19 protein-coding genes are annotated in these 25126 nt (G+C 46.7%); 11 read left to right on the forward strand and 8 right to left on the reverse strand.

The features are described from left to right. Positions 1-53 precede the first annotated feature (53 nt). Positions 54-1091, forward strand: a complete 1038-nt coding sequence (locus AB6805_RS19765; RefSeq protein WP_370911169.1) for a hypothetical protein — start codon at positions 54-56, stop codon at positions 1089-1091. Between the two features lie 31 nt (positions 1092-1122). Here the strand turns inward: AB6805_RS19765 and apaG are convergent, their stop codons facing one another. From apaG to AB6805_RS19790, 5 genes are all read right to left on the reverse strand, one after another. Beyond that, positions 1123-1509 (reverse strand): Co2+/Mg2+ efflux protein ApaG, encoded by a 387-nt coding sequence (gene apaG, locus AB6805_RS19770; RefSeq protein WP_079469727.1) that lies wholly within the window; start codon positions 1507-1509, stop codon positions 1123-1125. Between the two features lie 72 nt (positions 1510-1581). Continuing rightward, complete coding sequence (locus AB6805_RS19775; protein ID WP_370911170.1) at positions 1582-1908, reverse strand: DUF4157 domain-containing protein; 327 nt, start codon at positions 1906-1908, stop codon at positions 1582-1584. Continuing rightward, a complete protein-coding gene (locus AB6805_RS19780) occupies positions 1896-2840 on the reverse strand; it encodes a DUF5777 family beta-barrel protein (protein ID WP_370911171.1) in 945 nt (314 codons plus the stop codon). Before AB6805_RS19780 ends, AB6805_RS19775 begins: the two co-directional genes overlap by 13 nt. A 12-nt stretch (positions 2841-2852) precedes the next feature. Next, positions 2853-3401, reverse strand: coding sequence for a YceI family protein (locus tag AB6805_RS19785; protein ID WP_370911172.1), 549 nt, complete (start codon positions 3399-3401; stop codon positions 2853-2855). Between the two features lie 16 nt (positions 3402-3417). Next, positions 3418-3789 (reverse strand): hypothetical protein, encoded by a 372-nt coding sequence (locus AB6805_RS19790; RefSeq protein WP_370911173.1) that lies wholly within the window; start codon positions 3787-3789, stop codon positions 3418-3420. Between the two features lie 128 nt (positions 3790-3917). Between AB6805_RS19790 and murF the strand changes: the two genes are divergently transcribed. Together murF and AB6805_RS19800 are read left to right on the forward strand one after the other, a co-directional pair. After that, positions 3918-5198 carry a UDP-N-acetylmuramoyl-tripeptide--D-alanyl-D-alanine ligase gene (gene murF, locus AB6805_RS19795; protein WP_370911174.1) on the forward strand — a complete coding sequence of 427 codons (1281 nt, stop codon included), beginning with the start codon at positions 3918-3920 and terminating at the stop codon, positions 5196-5198. Positions 5199-5319: 121 nt separating this feature from the next. After that, positions 5320-8664 (forward strand): carboxypeptidase regulatory-like domain-containing protein, encoded by a 3345-nt coding sequence (locus AB6805_RS19800; protein ID WP_370911175.1) that lies wholly within the window; start codon positions 5320-5322, stop codon positions 8662-8664. 620 nt (positions 8665-9284) lie between these two features. Here the strand turns inward: AB6805_RS19800 and mce are convergent. After that, positions 9285-9686 carry a methylmalonyl-CoA epimerase gene (gene mce, locus AB6805_RS19805; RefSeq protein ID WP_370911176.1) on the reverse strand — a complete coding sequence of 134 codons (402 nt, stop codon included), beginning with the start codon at positions 9684-9686 and terminating at the stop codon, positions 9285-9287. 133 nt (positions 9687-9819) lie between these two features. Here mce and AB6805_RS19810 point away from each other — a divergent pair, with 133 nt between their 5' ends. From AB6805_RS19810 to AB6805_RS19845, 8 genes are all read left to right on the forward strand, one after another. Next, positions 9820-11010 carry an IscS subfamily cysteine desulfurase gene (locus AB6805_RS19810; protein ID WP_370911258.1) on the forward strand — a complete coding sequence of 397 codons (1191 nt, stop codon included), beginning with the start codon at positions 9820-9822 and terminating at the stop codon, positions 11008-11010. 162 nt (positions 11011-11172) lie between these two features. Further along, the gene (gene gldF / locus AB6805_RS19815; protein WP_370911177.1) at positions 11173-11913 is read left to right on the forward strand and encodes a gliding motility-associated ABC transporter permease subunit GldF; all 741 of its coding nucleotides are present in this window, start codon (positions 11173-11175) and stop codon (positions 11911-11913) included. Between the two features lie 21 nt (positions 11914-11934). Beyond that, positions 11935-13638 carry a gliding motility-associated ABC transporter substrate-binding protein GldG gene (gldG, locus tag AB6805_RS19820; RefSeq protein WP_370911178.1) on the forward strand — a complete coding sequence of 568 codons (1704 nt, stop codon included), beginning with the start codon at positions 11935-11937 and terminating at the stop codon, positions 13636-13638. A 126-nt stretch (positions 13639-13764) separates the two neighbouring features. Then, complete coding sequence (locus AB6805_RS19825; RefSeq protein ID WP_370911179.1) at positions 13765-14718, forward strand: TerC/Alx family metal homeostasis membrane protein; 954 nt, start codon at positions 13765-13767, stop codon at positions 14716-14718. 57 nt (positions 14719-14775) lie between these two features. Then, a complete protein-coding gene (locus AB6805_RS19830) occupies positions 14776-17280 on the forward strand; it encodes a bifunctional UDP-N-acetylmuramoyl-tripeptide:D-alanyl-D-alanine ligase/alanine racemase (protein ID WP_370911180.1) in 2505 nt (834 codons plus the stop codon). A 60-nt stretch (positions 17281-17340) separates the two neighbouring features. Continuing rightward, positions 17341-18000 carry a lipoprotein signal peptidase gene (locus AB6805_RS19835; protein ID WP_370911181.1) on the forward strand — a complete coding sequence of 220 codons (660 nt, stop codon included), beginning with the start codon at positions 17341-17343 and terminating at the stop codon, positions 17998-18000. A 779-nt stretch (positions 18001-18779) separates the two neighbouring features. Then, complete coding sequence (locus AB6805_RS19840) at positions 18780-21638, forward strand: TonB-dependent receptor (protein WP_370911182.1); 2859 nt, start codon at positions 18780-18782, stop codon at positions 21636-21638. An 81-nt stretch (positions 21639-21719) separates the two neighbouring features. After that, positions 21720-22649, forward strand: coding sequence for a sulfite exporter TauE/SafE family protein (locus AB6805_RS19845; RefSeq protein WP_370911183.1), 930 nt, complete (start codon positions 21720-21722; stop codon positions 22647-22649). Here AB6805_RS19845 and AB6805_RS19850 read toward each other — a convergent pair. Next, positions 22632-23642, reverse strand: coding sequence for a 2-hydroxyacid dehydrogenase (locus AB6805_RS19850; RefSeq protein WP_370911184.1), 1011 nt, complete (start codon positions 23640-23642; stop codon positions 22632-22634). The two genes, AB6805_RS19845 and AB6805_RS19850, sit on opposite strands and share 18 nt — an antisense overlap. 66 nt (positions 23643-23708) lie before the next feature. Then, complete coding sequence (gene fumC / locus AB6805_RS19855) at positions 23709-25109, reverse strand: class II fumarate hydratase (protein WP_370911185.1); 1401 nt, start codon at positions 25107-25109, stop codon at positions 23709-23711. Positions 25110-25126: the final 17 nt, after the last annotated feature.

The following is a 25126-nucleotide window of genomic DNA, read 5'->3' on the forward strand; positions in this document are numbered from 1 at the left end:
AATTTTTTATAATACAAGGTAAATAATAATTTTACCTTAGATGAGTTTTAAGAATGATGCAAAGTTACATTAATAAATATACCCTGCTGATAAGTTGCGTGGTAGCCCTGCTGGGTACCGCAGCCTGTAATTCCGGTGATAAAGCGCCGGATGTTAGTCATATAGCCATGAACGTTAGTTTGTCGCGTTTCGACTCCGCCCTGTTTACTATTGATACCAATAATATACAACCCGGACTGGCAAAGCTGCATGAAGCATACCCGGTATTCCTGCCCCTGTATATTACGGATATCCTTAACCTGGGCGCCTATTCCGACAGCAACGCAGCGGTACAGCAACAACTGCACCTGTTTTTAACCACGCCCGATTTCCGCCAGCTGGAAAAAGCAGTATCTGCCAAATACGGCAGTCATTCCACACTGAAACCAGAACTGGAACAGTGTTTCCGGTATGTCAAATACTATATCCCTTCTTTCCGTCCGCCCAGAGTGGTCACTTTTATATCTGGTATCGCCAATTACGGCGCTATCACCGTGGATTCCATCCTGGGCATTGGTTTGGATATGTATATGGGAGAAGATTTTCCACCCTATGCACAGATCCCCGATTACCCGGATTATATGGTGCACCGGTTTGCCCCTCAATACATTACTACCAACTGTATGCAGGTAATCCAGCAACAGTTGTATCCCCCTGCGCGTAAAAACGGGAACCTGCTGGAACAGATGATGGAGGCCGGTAAGCAACAATATTTCCTGGACAAAGTATTACCGGAAACGCCGGATACTATCAAGCTGGGATATACGAAAAGCCAGCTGGACTGGTGCCGGGAAAACGAGCGCATGATCTGGCAGTTTTTTGTGCAGAATAACCTGGTGTATTCCAGCGACTGGCAGCAGATCAATCATTTTATTGGCGATGGCCCGTCTACGCAGGGTATGCCCGAGGGCGCCCCAGGCAAAATTGCCAATTTTGTGGGCTGGCAGATCATAAAAAAGTATATGAGTGAACACAAGGATGTGACCTTGCAGCAATTAATGGAGTCAAAAGAAGTGACGGAGATCTTCAAAGCCTCGAAGTACAGGCCCTGAGAATGGATTACAGGCTAAACGAAAACGGGTATTAATTCAGTTTAAAGGGAACGACCATCTGGAACTCAGGAATTTTCACTTCCAGTATTTTCTTGTCCAGCTGGTTTTCCATTTGATAAGTACCGTACATCTTGCCGATCTCAGTCCGTAAATTGGATCCCGAGACGTACTGATAAGTTTCACCTGGCGCCAGCAGTGGTTGAACACCTACAACACCTTCTCCTTCTACTTCACGGTGTGTGCCATTGGAATCAATAATGTACCAGTGACGGCGAAGCAGTTTGATCGGGAAAATGTTGTTGTTCTCAATGGTAATACGGTAAGCAAACATGAATTCGCTTCCAATAGGATTTGAATAATCCGGCTGGTAGAATGTTTCCACGCTGATGGTGATGCCCTCTGTTACCTTCTTAACCATAAAATCAACCTTTAACGTAAAAATAAGAAAAATAAAACCAGTGGCTGGAAATTTTCTGACTTTAACGATTCTTTAGACTATTTCAATATCATCCAGTATAGCAGGATCTTCCTCTGAAGCCCTGGCGGCCACCTCTAAAGCGTTATTATAGTAGCCCCTCCGCAGGTATTCGGACAAATATCTCCATAAAAATCCAAAAAAGCCCAGATGCTGGTATTGTTTGATATGACAAGCTTCATGCCGCATCCAGGTTGTATCCGCTAAAAAGCGTTCCCGGGACGCTCCATGCAAGTGGATGGTGCGTCCCAGGACCATGGCTACAGACTGCACCCGCATGAAGCGGGCGGCTGTTTTGGCTAACCATGAATTTTCACGTATGCGGCATTTTATTTTTTCCAATCTTTCTTCCCGAATAACGTAAATCTACGGGAAATATTGAAACCCCAACGGAATTGGCCCTGTAACCAGGTAGTAGTGGTTTCAGGAATAAACTGACTTTCCTGTATGGCAGTGGAGTTGGTAAAAGTAATGCTGAATACGTGACCACCGGTTTCTATTTCCAGTCCAACGGCCAGTGGGTTGTAAAAAGAGATCCCCTTCGCAGATTTGAAATAGTCTTTGCTTTCCTGGGAACGGAACGGATAATAGTATTCTGCCAGGAGTCCCATCCTTTTGCTGAGCTTCAGCCTGCCGGCTGCTCCCAGGGCAAACATATTATTCATGTCCATGTATGCCACGTGATTACGGTGCACATAAGTAGGCGACAGGGTAAGCGATAACTTGTCGCCAAATTTCCTAGATACAATAGCCTGGGCCACATACATGAGCCGGTCGGCACCGTCTTCAAAATAAGCCGCCGAGGTTTTATCCGTGGCAGAAGGCATCCCGCTGATCACGGCGTTACCAAATACGGCCAGCGATAACGGGATATGGTTATCAGTTGTTTGCTGAAAAAAACGGTACTTCACCAGTCCTTCGTACAACTGCTGCAAATCCCCGCTGCCCTTAGTCCGGCTGATACCCACCATGAGGTCGTCGCTCACCCCATATTCAAAAGCAATACGGATATCGGTTGAATTATCTGTACCGAAAAACGTTTTGGTACCGCCAAACTCACCACCGGCATCGCCGAAACGGTGGGTAACACGGAAATCCAGTTCGTGCCTGCGCAGCATTTCGGTCGACTGGCCCTGTACAATCCGGGTACTTTTATAGGTATCCCGCACTTTGGTATGACCGGTGGCCGTAGAATCAAAAAGCTTGTCGAGGCTCTGTGCATGCGCACATACAGAGAGCACACAGCATAATAAGATGGTTGATATATACTTCATGGATTGATGTTGTTATTTACTGTAAGGTGTATAAACTGCATTAACCGTAACGGCTACTACTTCTGCTACATTTTGCACTACCAGGGAAGGTATCTTAATACCGTGATCGGCTACACGAACATTAAAGGTGGATACAGCGGTAAGCGTTGTGCCCTGCGTAGTAATAGTGCCTTTGGCGGTGTAACTCTTTTCTACCCCGTGAATATTCAGTGTGCCCGTAATCGTTACCGGGTAAGTACCGTCCTTGCTGAATTCCGGCGATTCATTAATCTTTCCCTTGAATTCTGCAAACGGGTATTTATCACTTTCAAGGTAATTTTCGTTAAAATGCTCCTGCATCAGCTTCTTTTTAAACTGGAAAGAACTGATAGGTACTTTAAAAAAAACTTCCTTCGTTTTTGTGTTGAGTGCAGAAGCGCCTTTATCTGTTTTAGCTTCTATATCCTCCAGTGGAGAAGACGAAAAAAATGATAAACGGGTATTTTTGCAGGAGTAAACATCCTGTGCAGATGCAGTAACAACCGGTAGCAGGGCAACTGCAAAAAGCAATAAGTATTTCATGTTTATCTTTTTTAGGTTATTGATCCGGAAGTCCTTTTGCGATCCAGCAGGCGATAGAGTCTTTTAAACCCTGGCTGAGTGCAGGAAAAGACATTGACTGTGGCATATCTGCCTGTGGACCGGTTACACGGGCCTCAAAAACAGTACGGTTGGCATTAATAAACGTTTTCAGTTTTGCAGCGGTGGAAAAATCTGCCAGGGCGGGCGAGTTGCCGCCCGGATGGCAGCCACGGCTGGTACAGTTAGCTTGTATGATCGCAAAAACGGTGGCTGTTGTGATATGGGCTGCATCACAGTCTACCCCGCCACTTACCGGCGCAGGGGCCTGTTCATTTTTACAGGCAGCCAGCAGCAGGCATGCCATTAAAAAAAGCTTGTTCCTTGTCATTGGTCTTTCAAATTTGATTGTAGATAGTAAGTACGGGATGATGAGAGAATTGGTTGCTTCACAGGCAGATAAAATTCTGCTATATTACATGATTAACCACTTATTTTTGTACCAAATAAGATCTGACCGTGAATATTGAACAACTATACAGCATCTATGAGCAGCATCGCTCCGTACAAACAGATACCCGTAAACTGAAAGCCAATGATATTTTCTTTGCGCTGAAAGGAGGCAATTTCAATGGTAACGAATTTGCCGCCCGGGCGCTTGAAATGGGCGCCGCCTTTGCGGTGGTTGATGAAGCAGCTTATTTTACCGTACCGGATAAAATGATGCTGGTAGATGATGCCCTCTCCGCTTTACAGCAACTGGCTTTACATCACCGCAAACAATTAAATATCCCGTTCCTGGCCATCACCGGTACTAACGGTAAAACCACTACGAAAGAACTGATCAATGCAGCACTGTCTGCCGGATTAAAAACATATGCCACCGTTGGCAACCTAAATAACCACATCGGCGTACCTCTTACTATTTTAAGTATACTCCCGGGCGTAGAAATAGCTGTAGTGGAAATGGGCGCTAACCACCAGCGGGAAATAGCCGGTTATTGCGAAATTGCATTGCCTACCCATGGCATCATTACCAATATCGGGAAAGCACACCTGGAAGGCTTTGGCAGCGAAGAAGGCGTTAAAAAAGCAAAAGGGGAACTGTATGATTTTTTACGCGCCAACAACGGCACCGTATTCGTTTGCAATGATTATGGTTACCTGCTTGAAATGGCGCATGGCATCCCGGAAATCATTACCTATGGCAGCAGCGAAGCCGATTACGTAGGCGAAGCCATCGCCGACAGCGCCCTCCTGGCCGTGGAAGTACGGGGCAGCAGCCAGGTAGGATTTATACAAACACAACTGACAGGCGCTTATAACTTTCCGAATGTAATGGCCGCAGTGGCGGTAGCCAGCCACTTTAACGTGCCGGAATCAGCGATTGCACCGGCCATTGCACATTATACCCCCTCCAACAACCGCTCACAGGTAATAAAAAAAGGCCGCAATACCATTATCATGGATGCCTATAATGCCAACCCCTCCAGCATGAGAGCCGCTATTGAAAACTTTGCCGGTATCCAGGCCGATAAAAAAGTGCTGCTGCTCGGCGCCATGATGGAACTTGGAACAGATAGCATTAAAGAACACCAGGACCTGGTAAACTTACTGGAACGCACACACTGGGAAGCAGTGGTACTGGTTGGCGGCGACTTTAAAAAAGTAACCCACCCGTACATCTTCCTCGAAAATGCCACCGAAGCCGGAAAATGGCTGCAGCAGCAGCAGTACCAGGATACACATATACTTATCAAAGGCTCCCGGAGCACCGGTATGGAGAAAGTGCTGGCCTGATAACCAGGGGCGATTCAGCAGGCAGACCCGAAGCGTTCAAAATATTTGTTAACGATTTCATAATTGTATTATTTTTAATACTTCAATCTGTCATTTGAACTTTACCAAAATCTGAATCGCAATGCACAAAAAAATCTGGCATTACCTTATTAGTATGCTTTGCTGCGTACTATTGATCCCTGCTGCCCTGTTTGCCCAGGAAACAACCGCCGACATAGCCGGTATTATTGTTAGTAAAGAAGGACCTGTTCCCGGCGCAAGCATTACTGCTACCCATGTGCCCACCGGCACAAAATATAACACCGTTTCCCGGAAAGACGGCCGTTATAATTTACCAAATCTCCGCGTTGGTGGCCCTTATACCTTATCTGTTTCTTATATTGGCTTTAAAGATGAGAAACGCGATAACATTTTCCTGTCGCTGGGACAGGATTTCAAATCAGACATCAACCTGCAATCCAGTACCAGCACCCTCACTGAAATAGTGGTCACCTCTGTAACCCAGAACAAAGTGATTAACAGGGCCCGCACCGGCAGCCAGGAAGTAATTACCCGCTCCCAGATGGACCGCCTGCCTACGATCAGCAGGTCTATGCAAGACTTTACCAAACTCACTCCCTCTGCCAACGGCCTGAATATCGGCGGCAGAAGCAACCAGTTAAACAACATCACCGTCGACGGCGCCAACTTCAACAACTCATTTGGTTTACAGCCCACCCTCGGCTCTCAAACAGCCTCCCAGCCAATCAGCCTGGAAGCGCTCGAACAGATCCAGGTAAACGTATCTCCCTACGACGTAAGACAGGGCGGCTTCTCCGGCGCCGGTATCAACAGCGTTACCAAAAGCGGTACCAACACTTTCAAAGGAGCTGTGTACACCTACATTCAAACACCCGGATTACAGGGGCTGAAAGTAGGCAACGCCACCGTTCCCAAACCCGACTTTAACTATAACCTGCGCGGCTTCAATGTGGGCGGCGCCATCATCCCCAATAAATTGTTCTTCTTCGTAAGTGCAGAACAGGAAAGGATCAAAGCTCCCGCTACCAGCCTCGTAGCCAACAAACCCGGCGGAGTAGCCGGTGGCAACGTATCACAGGCAGTAGCAGATACACTGGATGCACTCAAACAATTCCTGATCAGCAAATACGGATACAATCCCGGCGATTACCAGAATTATACTTACCGCACGCAAAGTGATAAAGTAACACTGAAGGTCGACTGGAACGTGAATGAGCATAACACCTTTACGTTTAAATACAGTTACCTGAAATCATTTAAAGATATTCCTGCCAGTAACAGTGGCGCTCCCGGCGGCGGTGCTGTTGGAAGTGGCCGCCAGCCTAGTGCTACCGGTCTTCCTTTCAGCGGAAGCGGCTATACTATCAACAATAACTTCAACATTTTTATTGCGGAACTGAATACCCGCATCGGCAACCGCGCCTCCAATAAATTGCAGATCGGCTACTCCGCCATGCGCGATTTCAGGAATGCTTTGTCGCAAAGTAATTTCCCCCTCGTGGATATCATGAACGGCCAGGGCGCCAGCTATACCGCCTTTGGATATGAGCCGTTCACCTACAATAACAAGCTCAATACCGATGTATACCAGCTGTCTGATATCTTCACCATGTACAAGGGAAAACATGAAATCACGATAGGAACACAAAATTATTATAAAACGTTCCTCAATGGCTTCGCTCCAAACTACAATGGTAACTACCGCTTTAATACACTCCAGGATTTTTATGCCAGCGCCAACAGCAACCTGGCAACGGCCTCACGTTACGCAGTGTCTTATGCAACTACCAAAGACGGATCCTTTCCATACGCAAAAATCAACATGCTGGAACTGGGCGCATTTATCCAGGATAAGTGGAGTGTTACCAACTTCTTTACATTTACCTACGGTTTGCGTATAGACGTACCAGTTATAGGCAGTACGTTCTCTAAAAATGATTCGCTCACTGCGCTGACTTTCAGGGATGGAGTGAAGATAGATGTAGGCCAGGCGCCAAAAACAACACCGCTCCTGTCGCCAAGAATTGGATTTAACTGGGACGTTACACATGACGGCAAAACGCAGCTCCGTGGTGGAGCAGGTTTATTTGCCGGTCCGCCGCCAGCTGTATGGCTGAGCAACCAGGCCGGTAACAACGGCGTACAATTCGGATCGTTTGTAGCGCAAACAAGTGCCACTGCGCCCACCATTCCTTACCCGTTCAGTGCTGATCCGAATACTTACAAAGCTGGTACAGAAGGACGGTTATCTTCCCAATATAATATAGCCGTTACCGATAAAAACTTTAAATATCCGCAGGTATTAAAAGCAACACTGGCTGTTGACCGGCAGTTACCATGGGGCGTAATCGGTACCCTGGAATTCAACTATTCCAAAGATATCAATGCGGTATATTTCCAGAACGTAAACCTTCCTACTGCAGGGTTTCAGCTGGATAGCACCCCCGATCACCGCACCCGCTATAATTCTTCTAAAATATACGCAGGCAACAGCCTGAGTAATCCAAATATCAGCGATGCCATCCTGATGCGCAATACCAACAAGGGCTATTCGTATTTTGCCACCATCCAGTTGCAGAAAAACCTGCCTAATCTTTACCTGAGTGCGGCCTATACTTATAGTAAGTCACGCAGTGTAAATGACGGTGGCAGCATCGCACAAAGCAACTGGCGCGATCGCCCCGTTGCCGGCGATCCTAATGCCAATGCACTGGGCTACTCCAATTACTACATGCCCCACCGTGTCATCGCAGCCGCTACCTACCGCTTTACCTGGGCCAAACATTTCGCTACCTCTGTTGGCGTAGTATATGAAGCCGCTCCAAGTATAAACGGACTTTACAGCAACACTTCCTATACTTACAACGGCGACGTAAACAACGATGCTTCCGGTGGTAACAACGATCTTATCTACATTCCAAAAACCAGGAACGATATTAAACTGGTGCCGGTTGGTTATGGCGACAAAACCTATAACCCCGCTACCAATGCAGATAAACGGACCGCAGACATCATCTGGAATCAGCTCGATAATTTTATCAAGCAGGATAACTACCTGAGCGGCCACCGCGGGGAATATGCAGAACGCAACGCTGTAGTATTACCTTTCGCCAAACGCATGGACCTGAATATTACACAGGACATCTTTGTATTCAGTGGCAAAGAGAAAACCAAACACACCGTGCGTATCAGTTTTGATATCATCAACTTTGGTAACTTCCTGAATAAGCGCTGGGGTATTTCCAAAATTCCGAACCTGCCCTCTTTCCTGAAATACGAAGGACAATACAAAGACGCTTCCGGCACCGCTACTGCTGCCGCAGCCTACTCCTTCCCTTACCTGGATGCAGCGAACCAGATCCCGCTCACCAGTTCATTCAGAGACAATACCGGCACCATTTCCAGATGGCAGGGACAGCTTGGTATCAGGTATATGTTTAATTAACGCGAATTTTGTCTTTCTCACTGATTACGCTGATTATACTGATTAGTTTGATTTTTACTTTTGGATTTTATAAAAATGATTAAGGGAGATAGAAGCGGATAACCGCTCTTATCTCCCTTAGTTATTATTCTAAAAATCAAAGAAAATCCAAAATAAAAATCAAACTAATCAGTATAATCAGCGTAATCAGTGAGAAAGACAAAATCCGCCGGGATACAATTTATCGGAGTAATAGTGCGTTAATATTTTTTGAAATTGATCCCTCTATTTGTGAGAAGTGGCTTAAAAAAAAGACCTGCAAGCTAAAAAACCCGCAGGTGTTCATAACCTATGCCAACTTTAGAGTAATCTTTAAAACTTAAACTGTTAGAATCTATAAAGCCTAAGTCTTGTAATATTTTGAGTATTGATGTTTTTTCTATTTTGTATATAAGAGATAACGTAATGGAAAATGTATTTGTTCAAAAATTCGTGAAAAAATTTTGGTCTTAACATTTTGGGCCCTTCTTTCCGGGGTATCTCTCTATTACTTACGGAGGATAAATTCCTTTGGATTGCTAAAATGGAAAAAAAATTAAAAAAAATATTATTATTTAAATTTTAAATATATAAGTAAATGCTTACTTGATATCCTGGCAGATTTCTATCAAAACCCCGTTACTGTGCTTAGGATGCAGGAAACAGATCAGCTTATTATCAGCCCCCTTTTTTGGCGTTTCCTGTAATAAAACAAACCCTTCTTCCTGTAAGCGTTTCATTTCCGCATAAATATCCGGTACCTCAAAGGCGATGTGATGCATGCCTTCTCCTTTCTTATCCAGGAACTTTGCAATAGCGCTGTCCGGCCCTGTGGCCTCCAGCAATTCTATTTTGGTTTCGCCCTGCCGGAAAAAGGCGGTCTGCACCTGCTCACTGTCCACCTCCTCCTGCTTGTAACATGGCGTGTTCAGCAGCTTTTCAAAAAGCGGAATGGACACAGATAATTTATTAACGGCAATGCCTATATGTTCTACCCTGAGCATGTTTATAAATATTAATAGCGGTACGAATCCGGTATCCGTACCGCTTTCCGGAATATGCTTAACCCGGTAAAAATAGAACTTATGTTGTAAATTTGTTAGGCCCGGATTTTAATATAAATAGAAAGACATGATGCTGCAGCTGCCCGTTTACCTCGATAACAACGCCACCACACCCTGCGATCCCAGGGTAGTAGCGGCCATGTTACCTTATTTCACCGAAATATTCGGCAACGCAGCGAGCCGCAGCCACCTCCTGGGATGGGCTGCTGAGGAAGCGGTAGACAATGCCCGCGAACAGGTAGCCAAACTGATTGGTGCAACACCCAAAGAAATTGTCTTTACTTCCGGCGCCACAGAAGCCGTTAACCTTGCCATCAAAGGAGTGTATGAAACATACGCCGGCAAAGGCAATCATATTATTACTGCCGTCACCGAACATAAAGCCGTCATTGACACCTGCAAACACCTCGAAAAACAGGGCGCACAGGTAACCTGGCTTCCGGTAAACCACGAAGGACTTATTGACCTCAACGAACTGGAAGCGGCCATTACACCCCAAACTATCCTGATCAGCCTGATGTATGCCAATAATGAAACCGGTGTCATCAATCCCATACGTGCCATCAGCGATATTGCCCGGAAGCATGGCGTATTATTTATGACAGATGCCACCCAGGCAGCAGGGAAAATTCCGGTAGACGTAAACGACGATGGTATAGACCTGCTGACCCTCAGCGCCCATAAAATGTACGGGCCTAAAGGAACAGGCGCCTTATATGTGCGCAGACGTTCCCCCCGCGTAAAGCTCACCGCGCAGATCGACGGTGGCGGCCACGAAAGAGGTATGCGCTCCGGCACGCTGAATGTGCCCGGCATCGTAGGACTGGGAAAAGCCTGCGAACTATGTATGGAAGAAATGGCCGCCGACACACAACGCATCCTTCCCATGAGAAACAGGCTGGAAAAGGCTTTGCTGGAAATAGAGCAAACATATTTAAATGGCGCCCCCGGCCAGCGCCTGCCACATACCTGCAACCTGTCGTTTAAATACGTGGAAAGCGAAACCCTCATGATGGGCTTCAATAAAAAGATCGCGCTTTCCTCCGGATCAGCCTGTACCTCCGCTTCCATGGAACCCAGTTACGTACTGAAAGCGATGGGCCTCAGCGACGACCTCGCACACGCCTCCCTCCGCTTTGGACTGGGAAGATTTACCACCAATGAACAAATAGATTTTACCATCCAAACCATTACAGACGCCGTTTCCCAACTAAGAACCATCAGCCCCATATGGGAAATGTATAAAGATGGCGTGGACCTTTAAGTCCACCTTTCACCCGGGTCAACGCCGTAGATACTCCGTACATACTCCCGGTATACTCCCCGGATAAAGCCCCTTAAAAACCTCCATACAATAGCCGGAAAGGTAATAGCGTTTACCCTATATTTGTATCTTTACTAATATCCTAATCCTTACAAACTGTTCATGCTAGCCATCTTTAAGAAAGAGATTAACCAGTTTTTCAGCAGTGTTACCGGCTATGTAGCCATCATACTGTTTTTACTGGCGAATGGATTAATGTTGTTCGTTTTCCCGGATACCAGCTTACTGGACACCGGGTATGCTAACCTGGATCCGCTGTTCAACCTGGCGCCGCTCATTTACCTGCTGCTCATACCAGCCATTACCATGCGCTGCTTTGCAGATGAATTTAAAACCGGTACCATGGAATTGCTGAGCACCAAACCACTCACCGGCTGGCAGATTGTAATGGGTAAATTCTGGGGCAGCCTGCTCATTGTAGCCATCTCCCTGATTCCTACGATCGTTTATTATTTTGCTATAAAGCAATTGAGTGTAGATAACCAGCTGCTTGATACCGGCGGTATCATTGGCTCTTATATCGGGCTTTTACTGCTGGGTGCAACGTTCACCGCTACTGGCATCTGGTCTTCTTCCTTAACCAACAATGCCATGATCGCCTTTCTCATTGCACTGTTTACCTGCTTTATACTTTATAACGGCTTCGATGCCGTTAGTAAAATACCGGCGTTCAGCGGCGGGGCCGACTACTACCTGCAAATGGCAGGGATTAAATTCCATTACGCCTCCATCAGCCGTGGCGTAATAGATAGCCGCGATATCGTTTATTTTATCAGCATCATAGGCCTGATGCTCTATCTCACTAAATTATCCCTGCAAAGAAAACTCTGGCAAAACGGTTAATGACCGTCCTTACTAAACAACATGGCTACACGAAAGAAATACATACAACGTGCAATAGCAGTTATACTGGTACTCACGGGCATTAATATAGCAGCAGCTTATTTTCATGGCAGATGGGACCTGACAGCAGAAAAAAGATACACGCTCACCACCAGCACCCGGCAAATGCTCCGCAAACTGGACAGCCCGGTGGAAATTGAGGTATTCCTCAAAGGCGATTACCCCGCCAGCTTCCGTCAGCTGGCACAATCTACTTCCGAACTGCTGGAAGAATTCCGCGAATACGGTAAACAAAACCTCCGGTTTACATTTATCAATCCCGGACAAGGCCTTTCAGACTCCGCACGCATGAAATTCCTCGGTGAACTCACCGCACAGGGCATCATGCCGTTTAATATGAAAGTGCAGCAGGAGGCCAACGACGGCTTCGCTGAAAAACTGATCTTCCCCGGCGCACTGGTGCATTACAAAGGCAAAACGATAGGGGTGAATCTCCTGAAAAACCAGGGCGGGCAGGATCCCATGCAAACCATGAACAGCTCGGAAGCGTTGCTGGAATACCAGTTTGCCTATGCCATCCATAAATTGCAGGAAAAGGAAAAACCACTCATCGGGTATATGCTGGGTCATGGAGAATCGCTCGGCGCCGAAGTATACGACGCCCTGAGTACCCTTCAAACCAGCTACGGCCTGGATACCCTCACCCTGCAGGCCGCTTCCTACATACCCCGCGATTTTAATGTAATCCTCTTTGCAAAGCCGGCAGGCGCTTTCTCTGATGCAGATAAATTCAAAATAGATCAGTATGTAATGAATGGTGGCAAAGTACTGTGGTTCCTCGATGAATCCAGCGCCACCATGGACAGTTTACACGAGCACCCGGAATTTTTTGCCATGGATCGCGGGCTGAACCTGGAAGACCTCCTGTTCCGCTACGGCGTGCGCATTAACCAGGATCTGGTACTGGACCTGCAAAGCGATGTAGTGCCGCTGGTAGTAGGCAATGTGGGCAACCGGCCGCAGATACAGCCGATGCCGTTCCCTTATTTCCCCATGCTGATGCCTACCAAAGCGCATCCTATCGTAAAAAATCTGGATATGGTGCTGAGCCGCTTCGTAAGTTCTATCGACACTATAAAAAACGACGCCATCCGCAAAACCATACTGCTCACCACTTCCAGGAACAGCCGCACTACCCGGCTGCCGGCACAGGTAAGCTGGGACATTGTAAAAACACAGCCCAATCCGCGGGAATACCGCCAGAAATACCTGCCCACAGCCGTTTTGCTGGAAGGGAAATTCACCTCCCTGTTCCGCAACCGGGAAAATCCTGATGCGGTAAACCAGCTGTTTCACGCATCAGGTCAACCTTTCAGGGAATCATCCGATACTATCAACAAAATGATTGTGGTAAGCGATGGCGATGTAATTTCCAACGCCGTATCCCGCAAGGAAGGCCCGCTGCAAATGGGCATCAACGAATTCAACCCGGGCTTTGCCTTTGCCAATAAAGAGTTTTTTCTCAACTGCCTGGAGTATCTCAGCGGCAACAGCGGTATCATGGAAGCCCGGAACAAGGAGCTGACACTGCGTTTGCTGGATGGAGAAAAAATTCGGCAGGAAAAAACCAAATGGCAGGTCATCTGTTTCCTCGTACCCGTTGGGCTGGTTTTGCTATTTGCCATGGTATTCCAGTTTATGCGGCAACGTAAATTTGCTGAATAGGCTGAAGTGCTGTAAGACACTGGCTTTCAGGGCATACAACTGTGGCCGCTTCCTGGAAATGGCAACCTTAAACCGGAAACCTAGCTGCCGTTTTCCTATCTTTGCTGCTCATAAAATGCAAATCACGTGGGAAAAACAGAAGTAACATATCTGGTATTTTTTATTGTGATCATCCTGGCAGTAGTATTTGACCTTGGTTTTTTTAGTAAGAAAAATACGAAAACAAGCTTGAAGACTGCCCTGTGGCAAAGCATTTTCTGGGTAGTTTTATCTATGCTCTTTTTTGGGTTCATGTGGCTGGAGGACGGCGCAGAACCGGCCATCAGCTTTTTGAGCGCATACCTGATGGAGAAATCCCTATCGATAGATAATATCTTTGTATTTGTACTCATCTTTAGTTTTTTTAAGATAAAAGAAGAGTACTATTCCAGGGTATTACTGATAGGTATACTAATGGCCATTATTTTCAGGGCTTTATTTATCTGGCTGGGAATTGAGCTCATAGAAAGATTTGAATGGATATTATACATCTTCGGTGCTTTTCTCATTTATACCGGCATTAAAATGTTTGTCACAAAAGAGGATGACGAATTTAAACCGGAAGAAAATGCGATTTACCGTTTTATGAATAAATACATGCGGGTAACTACAGAAGAGCCGAAAGGCAAATTTGTGATCCGTAAACATAATAAGGCATATCTCACTACATTATCACTGGTTGTGGTGATGCTGGCAGTAACAGATATCTTATTTGCGGTAGATTCTATACCGGCTGTATTTGCCATATCGCGGGATCCGATGGTAGTATATACCTCTAATATATTTGCGGTTTTGGGACTCAGGTCCCTGTTCTTTTTACTGAGGGGAGCGGTAGATAAATTTGATTATCTGCCCCAGGGTATTGCCATCGTCCTGGTTTTCATAGGACTGAAAATGCTGGCAGAGTATTTTTTGCACAAGCACAATATTCATATACCGGTATACGTATCATTGATAGTGATAGTGCTATGCCTGGGAGGTTCCATCCTCTATTCTCTCTATCATCAGAAAAAAGAATTACCGGAAGGAGAAGTGAAGTAAAAAGCAGCGCAGACATTAATTTTGCAGCAGCTAAGTGATTATTCAAACCTGATAAACGTGTATAACGCAGCCAGCATCAACAAAACTTTGAAAGGGGAATTGTTGCAAGAGACCGGATTTTCTGAAATTGACCATCTTTTATTGGACAGCAGGAAGCTCAGCTTCCCCGAAACATCTCTGTTTATTCCATTGGTTAGCCCGCGGCGCAACGCGCATCAATACATTGAAGAATTGTACCGCAAAGGGGTGAGCAATTTTGTGGTGAGTGAACAAGTGCCGCTGGAGAAGTATCCTAAAGCCAACTTCATTCTCGTAAAAGACACCCTGCAGGCGCTGCACGCACTGGTGGCCTTTCACCGGCACCAGTTCCATATACCTGTTATTGGCATCACCGGCAGCAATGGCAAAACCATTGTAAAGGAATGGCTGTACCAGCTGCTGGAAAAAGATTACAATATTGTTCGCAGTCCTAAAAGCTATAACTCCCAGATAGGAGTACCGCTTTCTGTATGGCAAATGAAACCGGAACACCAGCTGGCCATCTTTGAAGCCGGCATTTCACAACCCGGCGAAATGGTGAACCTCGAAAAAATTATCCGTCCCACTATCGGCATCTTCACCAATATCGGGGAAGCCCACAGTGAAGGATTCTTAAATATCCGCCAGAAAATAAATGAAAAGCTGGTACTGTTTGCCAAAAGTGATATCCTCATTTACTGCAAAGACTATCTCGCCCTCAATGAATGTGTGCTGGCCTTCCACAACCAGGTAGGCAAAAAAGAAAACCAGGAAGGCGGACCGGAATTATTTTCGTGGTCACGGAAAACAGATGCCGACCTCCGGGTAACCGGTGTGGATAAACGCGATAACCATACCCGCATCGATGCCCTTTACAAACAGGAACCCCTGCATTTCCAGATTCCTTTTGTAGATGAAGGCTCCATCGAAAACGCCATTCACTGCCTGGCGCTCATGCTGTACCTCGGCAAGGAACAAGCCGTTATCCAGCAACGGATGGATCAGCTCAGCAATATCGCCATGCGTCTGGAACTGAAACAGGGCATCAATAACTGCTCGGTGATTAACGACAGCTACAGCCTGGACCTTGGCTCCTTAACCATTGCGCTCGACTTCCTCCAGCAACAACAGCAGCACGCTACCCGCACGGTTATCCTCAGCGATATCCTCCAAAGTGGCAAAAGCGACGCTACCCTGTATGAGGAAGTAGCAGACCTCCTCCAAAAGAAAGGCATCAATAAATTAATTGCTATCGGTAAAAATATAGGCAGGGAGAAAAAAAGCTTCCAGCAGATAGAAGGCCTGAAAACACAGTTCCTTACCACCACCGATGAATACATACAACAATTCAACGCAGATGATTTCCAGAACGAAACCATCCTGGTAAAAGGCTCCCGCATCTTCCAGTTTGAACGCATCGGCAAACTGCTGGAACAAAAGGCGCATCAAACCATCCTGGAAATTAATCTCACCGCTATTTCCCATAATGTAAAGCTGTACCAGTCGCTGTTAAAACCAAACACCAAATTAATGGCCATGGTAAAAGCGTTCTCCTATGGCAGCGGCAGCTTTGAAATAGCCAATCTCCTCCAGTTTCACGGAGTCGACTACCTCGCGGTAGCCTACGCAGACGAAGGAGTGGAGCTAAGAAGGGCCGGCATTACCATGCCTATCATGGTGATGAACCCGGAACCTGCCAGTTTCGACGCCATCCTTCACTGGAACCTGGAACCCGAAATTTATTCCATGCAGATCCTCCTGCAGTTTATGGAAGAAATCACCACAGCAGGCAAAACGGAGTTCCCTGTTCACATCAAGCTTGATACCGGTATGCACCGCCTGGGCTTCGTGAAAAGCGAAATTGCCGAACTGGCGCAAATACTCACTGCCACCCCGCTGATGAAAGTACAATCCATTTTCAGCCACCTGGCTGCCAGTGAAGATCCTGCAAAGGATGCTTTCACACAGCAGCAAGGCCGCCTGTTTTATGATATGAGCCATGAGCTGCAAAAAGCACTGGGCTATACTGTCATCCGCCATATTGCCAACAGCGCCGCCATCAGTCGCCATCCCGACCTGCAACTGGATATGGTGCGCCTGGGTATCGGCATGTACGGCATCGACAGCAGCAACGGCATCCAGGACCAGCTTCGCAATGTAAGCACCCTGAAAACCACCGTAGCACAACTGAAACGCCTGGAAGCCGGCGATACCGTGGGTTATGGCGCCAAATGGGAAGCCAAAGGCCCGGCAGTGACTGCTACCGTGCGTATTGGCTATGCAGATGGCTACCCGCGCAGACTAGGCATGGGCGTTGGTAAAATGCTGGTTCGTGGCAAACTGGCGCCTGTAGCCGGTGTAGTGGCGATGGATATGCTTATGCTCGATGTAACACATATCCCCGACGTAGTGGAGGGAGACGAGGTGATTGTTTTTGGCCAGGATTTGTCCGTACAGGACCTCTCCGCCTGGGCTGAAACCATTCCCTATGAAATATTAACAGGAATTTCACAGCGCGTAAAAAGGGTATATTTCCAGGAATAATGATATTGCAGGCTTCGACTTTGAAATAAACTATTATTTTTGATAAAATTCTAATATCAGTTGAAATATCGTCACGTAGTATTTATCGTTATCCTGATCCTGGTTATTGACCAGACACTGAAATTCTGGATCAAGACGCATATGTTTATGCAACAGGAGTTTGTGATTTTCCCCAATTGGTTCCGGATCCATTTTATTGAAAATGAAGGAATGGCCTATGGTCTTAAATTCGGAGGCGACTTCGGGAAGATCCTTCTTACCATGTTCCGCCTGGTAGCTGTAGTGGTGGGCTTTGTGTACATGAAAAAGCTCATCAAAGAAAAATACAGCACCGGCCTGCTGATCTGTGGATCCCTGATCCTGGCAGGAGCAGCCGGCAACCTGATAGACAGTATGTTCTACGGCCTTATTTTTAACGATAGCGTAGGGTATGAAGTGGCGAAGTTTATGCCTGCCGGCGGCGGTTATGGCAGCTTCCTGCACGGCCGCGTGGTGGATATGTTATACTTCCCTATCTACGAAGGCTACCTGCCTAAATGGGTTCCGTTTAAAGGCGGCGACTACTTCGTGTTTTTCCGCCCCGTATTCAACGTAGCCGATGCAGCTATTTCTACCGGCGTAATCACGATCCTGCTGTTCCAGAAACGCTTCTTCGGAAAACATATGCAGCCTAAAGCCGTTGAACACCCCGACGCCGTGGCAAAAGATCCCGTAGCTTAATTAGCATATGTTGTCTTTAGCGTATTTTGTCTTTCTCAGGATTACGCTGATTATACTGATTTAGGGATTTGATCATTTGTGATTTTAAAGGATTCGGGGAGATGTAAGCGGATGTTGTCTTTCCCTGATTTTTTTTGGAATTTCAGTTGATCATGTTTATCTTCACAATGCACATAAAGCGTTGATATTCAGTTAATTTATATTACAGCGTCCGTCTAAGGAATATCTTTAGACCTACTATAGCGCATTGATGCACAATACATTACGGATCAAGTCCACGTCACCTCCACATCAAGTCTACGTCAAAGGCATGTGTAAAGCATATCAAAAGCATGTGTAAAGCATGTGTAAAGCATCCACTACCTACCTCCTTCCTATTCAACCCATCTTTAAATACCTCATTTTTCCAAAAAAGGAAAAATAAAATCCGCTTACATCTCCCCAAATCCTTTAAAATCCCAAATGATCAAATCGCCTAAATCAGCATAATCAGCGTAATCCTGAGAAAGACAACATCCGCTAAAGACAATCCATTCACCTTGAAGGAATTAGAACCCCAATTGCACTCCCATCGCAGTTCCGGACACACCTTTTTCCAAATAATCCCCCCATTTGCTTTGAAATGAAAAATACCCGGACTATATTTGTCTACTAATTCTATAGACTATATGATAATAAATTTTACAAATCATTCATTTTCAGTACGATGTTGCGGCACGGCATCGTAAAAAGGTCCCCTTATCATTTTCTCATTCCAGAATCAATAATGTTTACAGCACATGCAAAAGTTTTTAATGCTGGCAAAATACCTGTTCTTAATATTGGCATTCAGTCCGGCACTGGTACATGCTCAACTTAACGGCTCTTATGTCATCCAGGGCAAAATTACAGACGATCATGGGGCAGCCCTTCCCGGCGCCTCCGTACAAATCAAAGGCACTTCCTTCGGCGCTCAAACAGATACCACCGGCCGCTTTGAAGTAACCACCAATTCTAAATTTCCGCTAAAGCTGGTCATCAGGCTCATAGGCTATCAACCCCAGGAGTTTGAAGTAAAAAGCAGCAGCAGCAAACTGGCCATCCAGTTATATACACAATCACTATTGGTAAATGAAGTAGTGGTGTCCGCTTCCCGTCAGCAGGAAAAACTGCTCCGCTCACCGGTTGCCATCGAAAAACTGGACATCAGGGCGCTGAAAGAAACCCCTTCTTCCACGTTCTACGACGCCCTCGGTAACCTGAAAGGCGTGCAAATGACCACCGCAGGCCTTACCTTCAAAGTATTCAACACCCGCGGCTTCAACGTTCCCAACAACTTCCGCTTTATGCAGCTGGTAGATGGTGTGGATAACCAGGCAGCTACCCTCGGCGTACCACTGGGTAACGCCATCGGACCTACGGAGCTTGATATTTCCAGCGTGGAAGTCACCCCCGGCGCATCTTCCGCCCTGTATGGCATGAACGCCATCAACGGAATGTCCAACCTCATCACTAAAAACCCCTTCCAATACCAGGGCGTAAGCGTATACCAGAAAGTAGCCGTGAACCACGTTGGCGACGACGGTGGCGCAAAATTACTCACGGAAACGGCTGTACGCTATGCACAGCAATACTCTTCCTGGTTTGCCTGGAAAATTAACCTGAGCTACATGCAGGGTACCGACTGGTACGCTGATAACCACAGCGACTTTTCCCCGCAATCCAAAGCCAACCCCGACTTTCCACAACTCAGCGGCGCTAACAACATCGCCAACGATGCCTGGAATAAATATGGCGATAACTCCAACCTCCAGGTCATTGATAAAGACGGACGCGCCTACAATGTACACCGCACCGGCTACTGGGAAAAAGATATCGTGGGCGACTTTACCGTTAAGAATAAAAAAGCCGACGTGTCTTTTAACTTCCGCTTACCCCACAAACTGGAACTGTCCGCGTCTTACCGCTACGGGGAAATGGACGGCTTCTTCCAACGTGGTAACCGTATCGGCCTCAGAGGCGTAACTGTACAAAACGGCAAACTGGAACTCGTACACCCCGACTTCACCGTGAGGTCGTACATCTCCATTGAAAATACCGGCGATTCCTATAACATGAATCCGCTGGCCGACAACCTCGAAAAATCGTTCAAACCAGATAAAAAATGGCTGGCCGATTATACTTCCGGCCTGAACAACGCGCTCACGGCGGGCTCCGACCTGGTAGCCGCTCACGCTGCTGCCCGCTCCTTTGCAGACGCCGGCAGATGGACGCCCGGCACACCCGCTTTTGATGCACAGGTGGCTAAAATAAAAAGTATCAACGACTGGGATATTTACCCTACTTCCAAGAACCCCGAAAATACCAGTGGCGGCGCCGCTCTCCTGCAAAAGAGCCGGTTCTACCACACAGAAGGTACCTGGAACCTGCGTAAATACATCCATTTCGCCGATGTACTGGTAGGCGCCGATTACCGCACCTATGAAATCATCCCGGACGGTAACAACTTCGTGGATTTCTCCCGCCCCGCCGATAAACGCAACCAACCAGGCGGTAAACACATCTGGTACGGTAAATACGGCGGCTTCGCACAAATCAGCAAAACATTCTTCAACGACGCATTAAAGCTCACCGGCTCCCTGCGCTACGATAAAAACGAACAATTCGAAGGTAAAGTAAACCCACGCATCGCGGCAGTTTACAGCATCAAAGACAAACATAACTTCCGCCTTTCCTGGCAAAACGGATTCCGCTTCCCTTCACTGTTTGAAGCTTACTCCTTCGTAAACAACGGCCAGGTAAGACGTGTAGGCGGACTCGCATTCATTGAAGAAGGACTTGGTTACTTCAAAAACTCCTTCCTCACCAGCTCCGTAGATGCGTTTGGTGTAGCGGTAAATAAAACCATCAACGCGGAACACATCTCCAAAGATGCCGCCGCCGCAAAAAATGCAGGCGTATTGAAAGTGGCCAACCTGGATCCTATCGTTCCGGAACAGATCACCTCTTTTGAAGCCGGCTATAAAGCGGTATTGCTCGATAATAAACTCTTTGTAGACATAGATGGATACTACAGCTCTTATAAACATTTCATCGGCCAGATTGAAGCAGTAGTGCCTAAAACAGGCAATGTTAACAATCCCGATCAAACAGTGCTGAACCAGATGCTGGATAAGTCTTTACAGGATCGCTACCGCGTATGGACCAACAGTAAATCCACCGTAAACAACTACGGTTTCGCTGTAGCAGTTACTTACGATCTGTATAAAAATTACACCATCAGCGGTAACGCCAACTACAACAAACTGGCGCAGGACAAAACCAAAGATGATGCGTTGATTCCCGGCTTTAACACACCAGACTGGTTTACCAACGTAAGCTTAGGTAACCGCAATGTGTACAAAAACGTTGGCTTCAACGTAGTATGGCACTGGCAGAATACTTTCTACTGGCAGAACCTCTTTGGTAACGGCGACGTGCCTTCCTACAACACCGTAGATGCGCAGATCACCTACCGTGTACCAAAAATCAAAACATCCTTTAAACTGGGCGCTTCCAATATTCTGAACTCCAAGTACTTCCAGTATGTGGGAGGTCCCACTATTGGCGGATTATACTACCTGGCGTTAACATACGACAATGTGTTCCAGCGGAAATAATAAATAATAGTTGCTGAGATACAGGGGTGCAGCGATATCGCTGCATTCCTGTTTTTTAAAAAACTACTTAAAATAACTGGTATGACTACACGTACAACAGCCGTTGCAGGCACCGTTACCGAAAAGCCGCAGTCCTCCTTCAAATGGTGGCAGATAGGGGTTGTATCGTTGTTGATAGTCACCGCGTTGATTGCCCTTTATTATTACGAAGTACCGGATGCCGTACAGGGAAATGTACGCCGGTTCTTTCACTCCCTCTTTACAACAGAGCTGCTGTTTTATATTGTGGTGGGATTATGCGCGCAACTGGTAGACGGCGCATTGGGTATGGCATACGGCGCTACCTCTTCTTCTTTATTACTGGGACTGGGCGTATCGCCTTCAGTAAGCAGCGCCAGCGTGCATGTGGCAGAAGTATTTACCACCGGCGCTTCAGGGTTTGCACATTTTAAACTGGGCAACGTAAATAAGAAACTGTTTTTATGCCTGTTGATCCCGGGAATGATCGGCGCCATCTCCGGCGCTTACCTGTTATCCGACAAGATTGACGGAGATGTGATAAAGCCCTTCATCAGCGCATACCTGCTGGTACTCGGTATTATAGTGATCCGGAAAGGCATCCAGAAAAATAAAAGAAAAACCAAAACAAAAAGACTCGGACCATTGGCATTTATAGGAGGATTTATGGACGCCATCGGTGGCGGAGGCTGGGGTCCCATTGTTACTTCCACCTTGCTGAGTAAAGGCCGTACCGTACATTATACCATCGGTTCCGTAAATGCAGCAGAGTTCTTTATCTCCCTTTCCAGCGCTGCCACCTTCCTGATCTTCACCGGCATCTCCAGCTGGCAGGTGATTGTAGGCCTGGTAATCGGTGGTGTGATTGCTTCTCCTTTTGCTGCCATCCTGGTGCGGAAAATAAAACGGAAACCACTGATGATTATGGTAGGCATCCTCATTATTATTCTGAGCCTGCGTACTATTATCGCTACGCTACTTCACCTCGTTTAACAACACGCCCTCTTTTTCAAAACTACGTATATTGTTCAGCGTTACCTCTGCTATCTGCGTAAGCGCTTCTTTTGTAAAAAAGCCCTGGTGGGCAGTTACCAGCACATTGGGGAAGGTAGTTAACCTTGATAATACATCGTCCTGGATAATACTTCCGGAGAAGTTCTGAAAAAACAGGTGTTCTTCCTGCTCATATACATCTATTCCAAGTGCGCCGATATGGCCATCTTTAAGCGCTGCCACCACCGAAGCCGTATCTATTAATCCGCCGCGGCTGGTATTGATCAGCACCACGCCCATCTTCATGGATGCAATAGCATTCGCATTGATCATGTGCCGCGTACGCTCCATCAGCGGGCAATGCAGCGATATCACATCCGACTGTGCAAAAATAGTATCCAGCGATACATACTTTACACCTGATTCCAGCAGCTCTTCATTCTCGTAAATATCATGCGCATACACCTTACAACCGAAGCCCAGCATGATCCTGCAAAACACGGAACCGATATTGCCTGTCCCTACCACGCCGATTGTTTTACCAAAGAGATCAAAACCTTCCAGTCCGTTCAGTGTAAAGTTGCCGTCACGCACACGGTTATACGATTTATATATTTTCCGGTTCAGCCCCAGGAGTAAGGCCACCGCATGCTCCGCCACCGCATGAGGCGAGTAGGCCGGCACGCGCACTACCTTTATACCTGCTGCTGCTGCTGCCTTGAGATCTACATTATTAAAACCGGCACAACGCAATGCAATAAGACGTACGCCTTTTTGCTGAAGCATACTGATCACAGCCGCATTCACCTTATCATTCACAAATACGCAGATCACCGGTTCATCTTTTATCAGGGCGGCATTATCTTCATTTAACTGCACTTCCAGGAAACGGAAACGATGCTCCTCCTGGTGGTTACTTTGATTGAAGTAATGAACATCGTATGGCTGCGCGCTGAAAAAGACTATATCCATGATCGTGGTGCTTGTTTGCATTGAAGGTAATAAAAAAAGAGTCCCGTTATTGGCGGGACTCTTTTCTTCCATAAATATGATCTGTTATTACTTGATTTCTCCTACCATGTTTGCTGGTACTACCCATTCATCAAATTCGGCCGGGGTTACATAACCCAGTTTCACGGCCATTTCTTTGAGGGTAGTTCCTTCCTTGTGGGCTTTCTGCGCAATTTCGGCTGCTTTGTAGTAGCCAATTTTGGTGTTCAGTGCCGTTACCAGCATCAGGGAATTTTCCACATGTTTTTTGATATTGGCTTCAATAGGTTCGATGCCTTCTGCGCATTTATCGTTGAAGCTTACGCAACCGTCGCCGATGAGGCGTGCAGAGTGCAGGAAGTTGAAGATCATTACCGGCTTAAATACGTTCAGTTCAAAGTGTCCGTTGGAACCGCCGATACTGATAGTAACATCGTTACCCATTACCTGTGCCGCAATCATGGTGAGGGCTTCGCACTGGGTTGGATTCACTTTGCCCGGCATGATAGACGATCCCGGTTCATTGTCGGGAATATGAATTTCGCCGATACCCGCGCGTGGGCCGGAGCTCAGCATGCGTATGTCGTTGGCTATCTTCATTAAACTTACTGCCACTGTTTTCAGCGCACCATGTGCTTCTACGATGGCATCGTGTGCAGCGAGGGCTTCAAATTTATTTTCTGCTGTAATAAAAGGTAAACCGGTTAACAGGGCGATATTCTTTGCCACATTTTCAGAATAGCCTTTTGGCGTATTGATGCCGGTGCCTACTGCAGTGCCACCCAATGCCAGTTCGCTCAGGTGAGCCAGTGAATTGTTGATAGCTTTCAGGCCATGATTCAGCTGGGCTACATAGCCGCTGATTTCCTGTCCGAGTGTAAGCGGGGTAGCATCCATAAAATGGGTGCGGCCAATTTTCACTACGTTTTTAAACGCTTCTGCCTTTTTTGCCAGCGTGTCGCGGAGCTTTGTGATGCCGGGAATGGTAACTTCCTGCAGCATTTTGTAAGCAGCGATGTGCATAGCAGTAGGGAAGGTGTCGTTGGAGGACTGTGATTTGTTCACATCATCGTTGGGGTGAACAAATTTGTCTTTATCAGTAAGCTGACCGCCATGAATTACGTGAGCGCGGTAAGCCACCACTTCGTTTACGTTCATGTTAGACTGGGTACCGGAGCCTGTTTGCCATACTACCAGCGGAAACTGATCGTCCAGTTTACCTTCCAGGATTTCATCGCAAACCTGGCCAATCAGATCACTTTTTTCCTTGGGCAGTACGCCTGCTTCGAGGTTAGTGATAGCTGCCGCTTTCTTCAGGTAAGCGAATGCCTTGATAATTTCCTTCGGCATTTTGTTGATATCCTGTGCGATCTTGAAATTTTCAATGGAGCGCTGTGTTTGAGCGCCATAATAGGCATTTACAGGCACTTTAACCTCGCCCATTGTGTCTTTCTCTATTCTGAATTCCATGACTTAAACTTTTAAGG

The organism is Chitinophaga sp. RCC_12 (assembly GCF_041360695.1).
Classification (GTDB): domain Bacteria; phylum Bacteroidota; class Bacteroidia; order Chitinophagales; family Chitinophagaceae; genus Chitinophaga.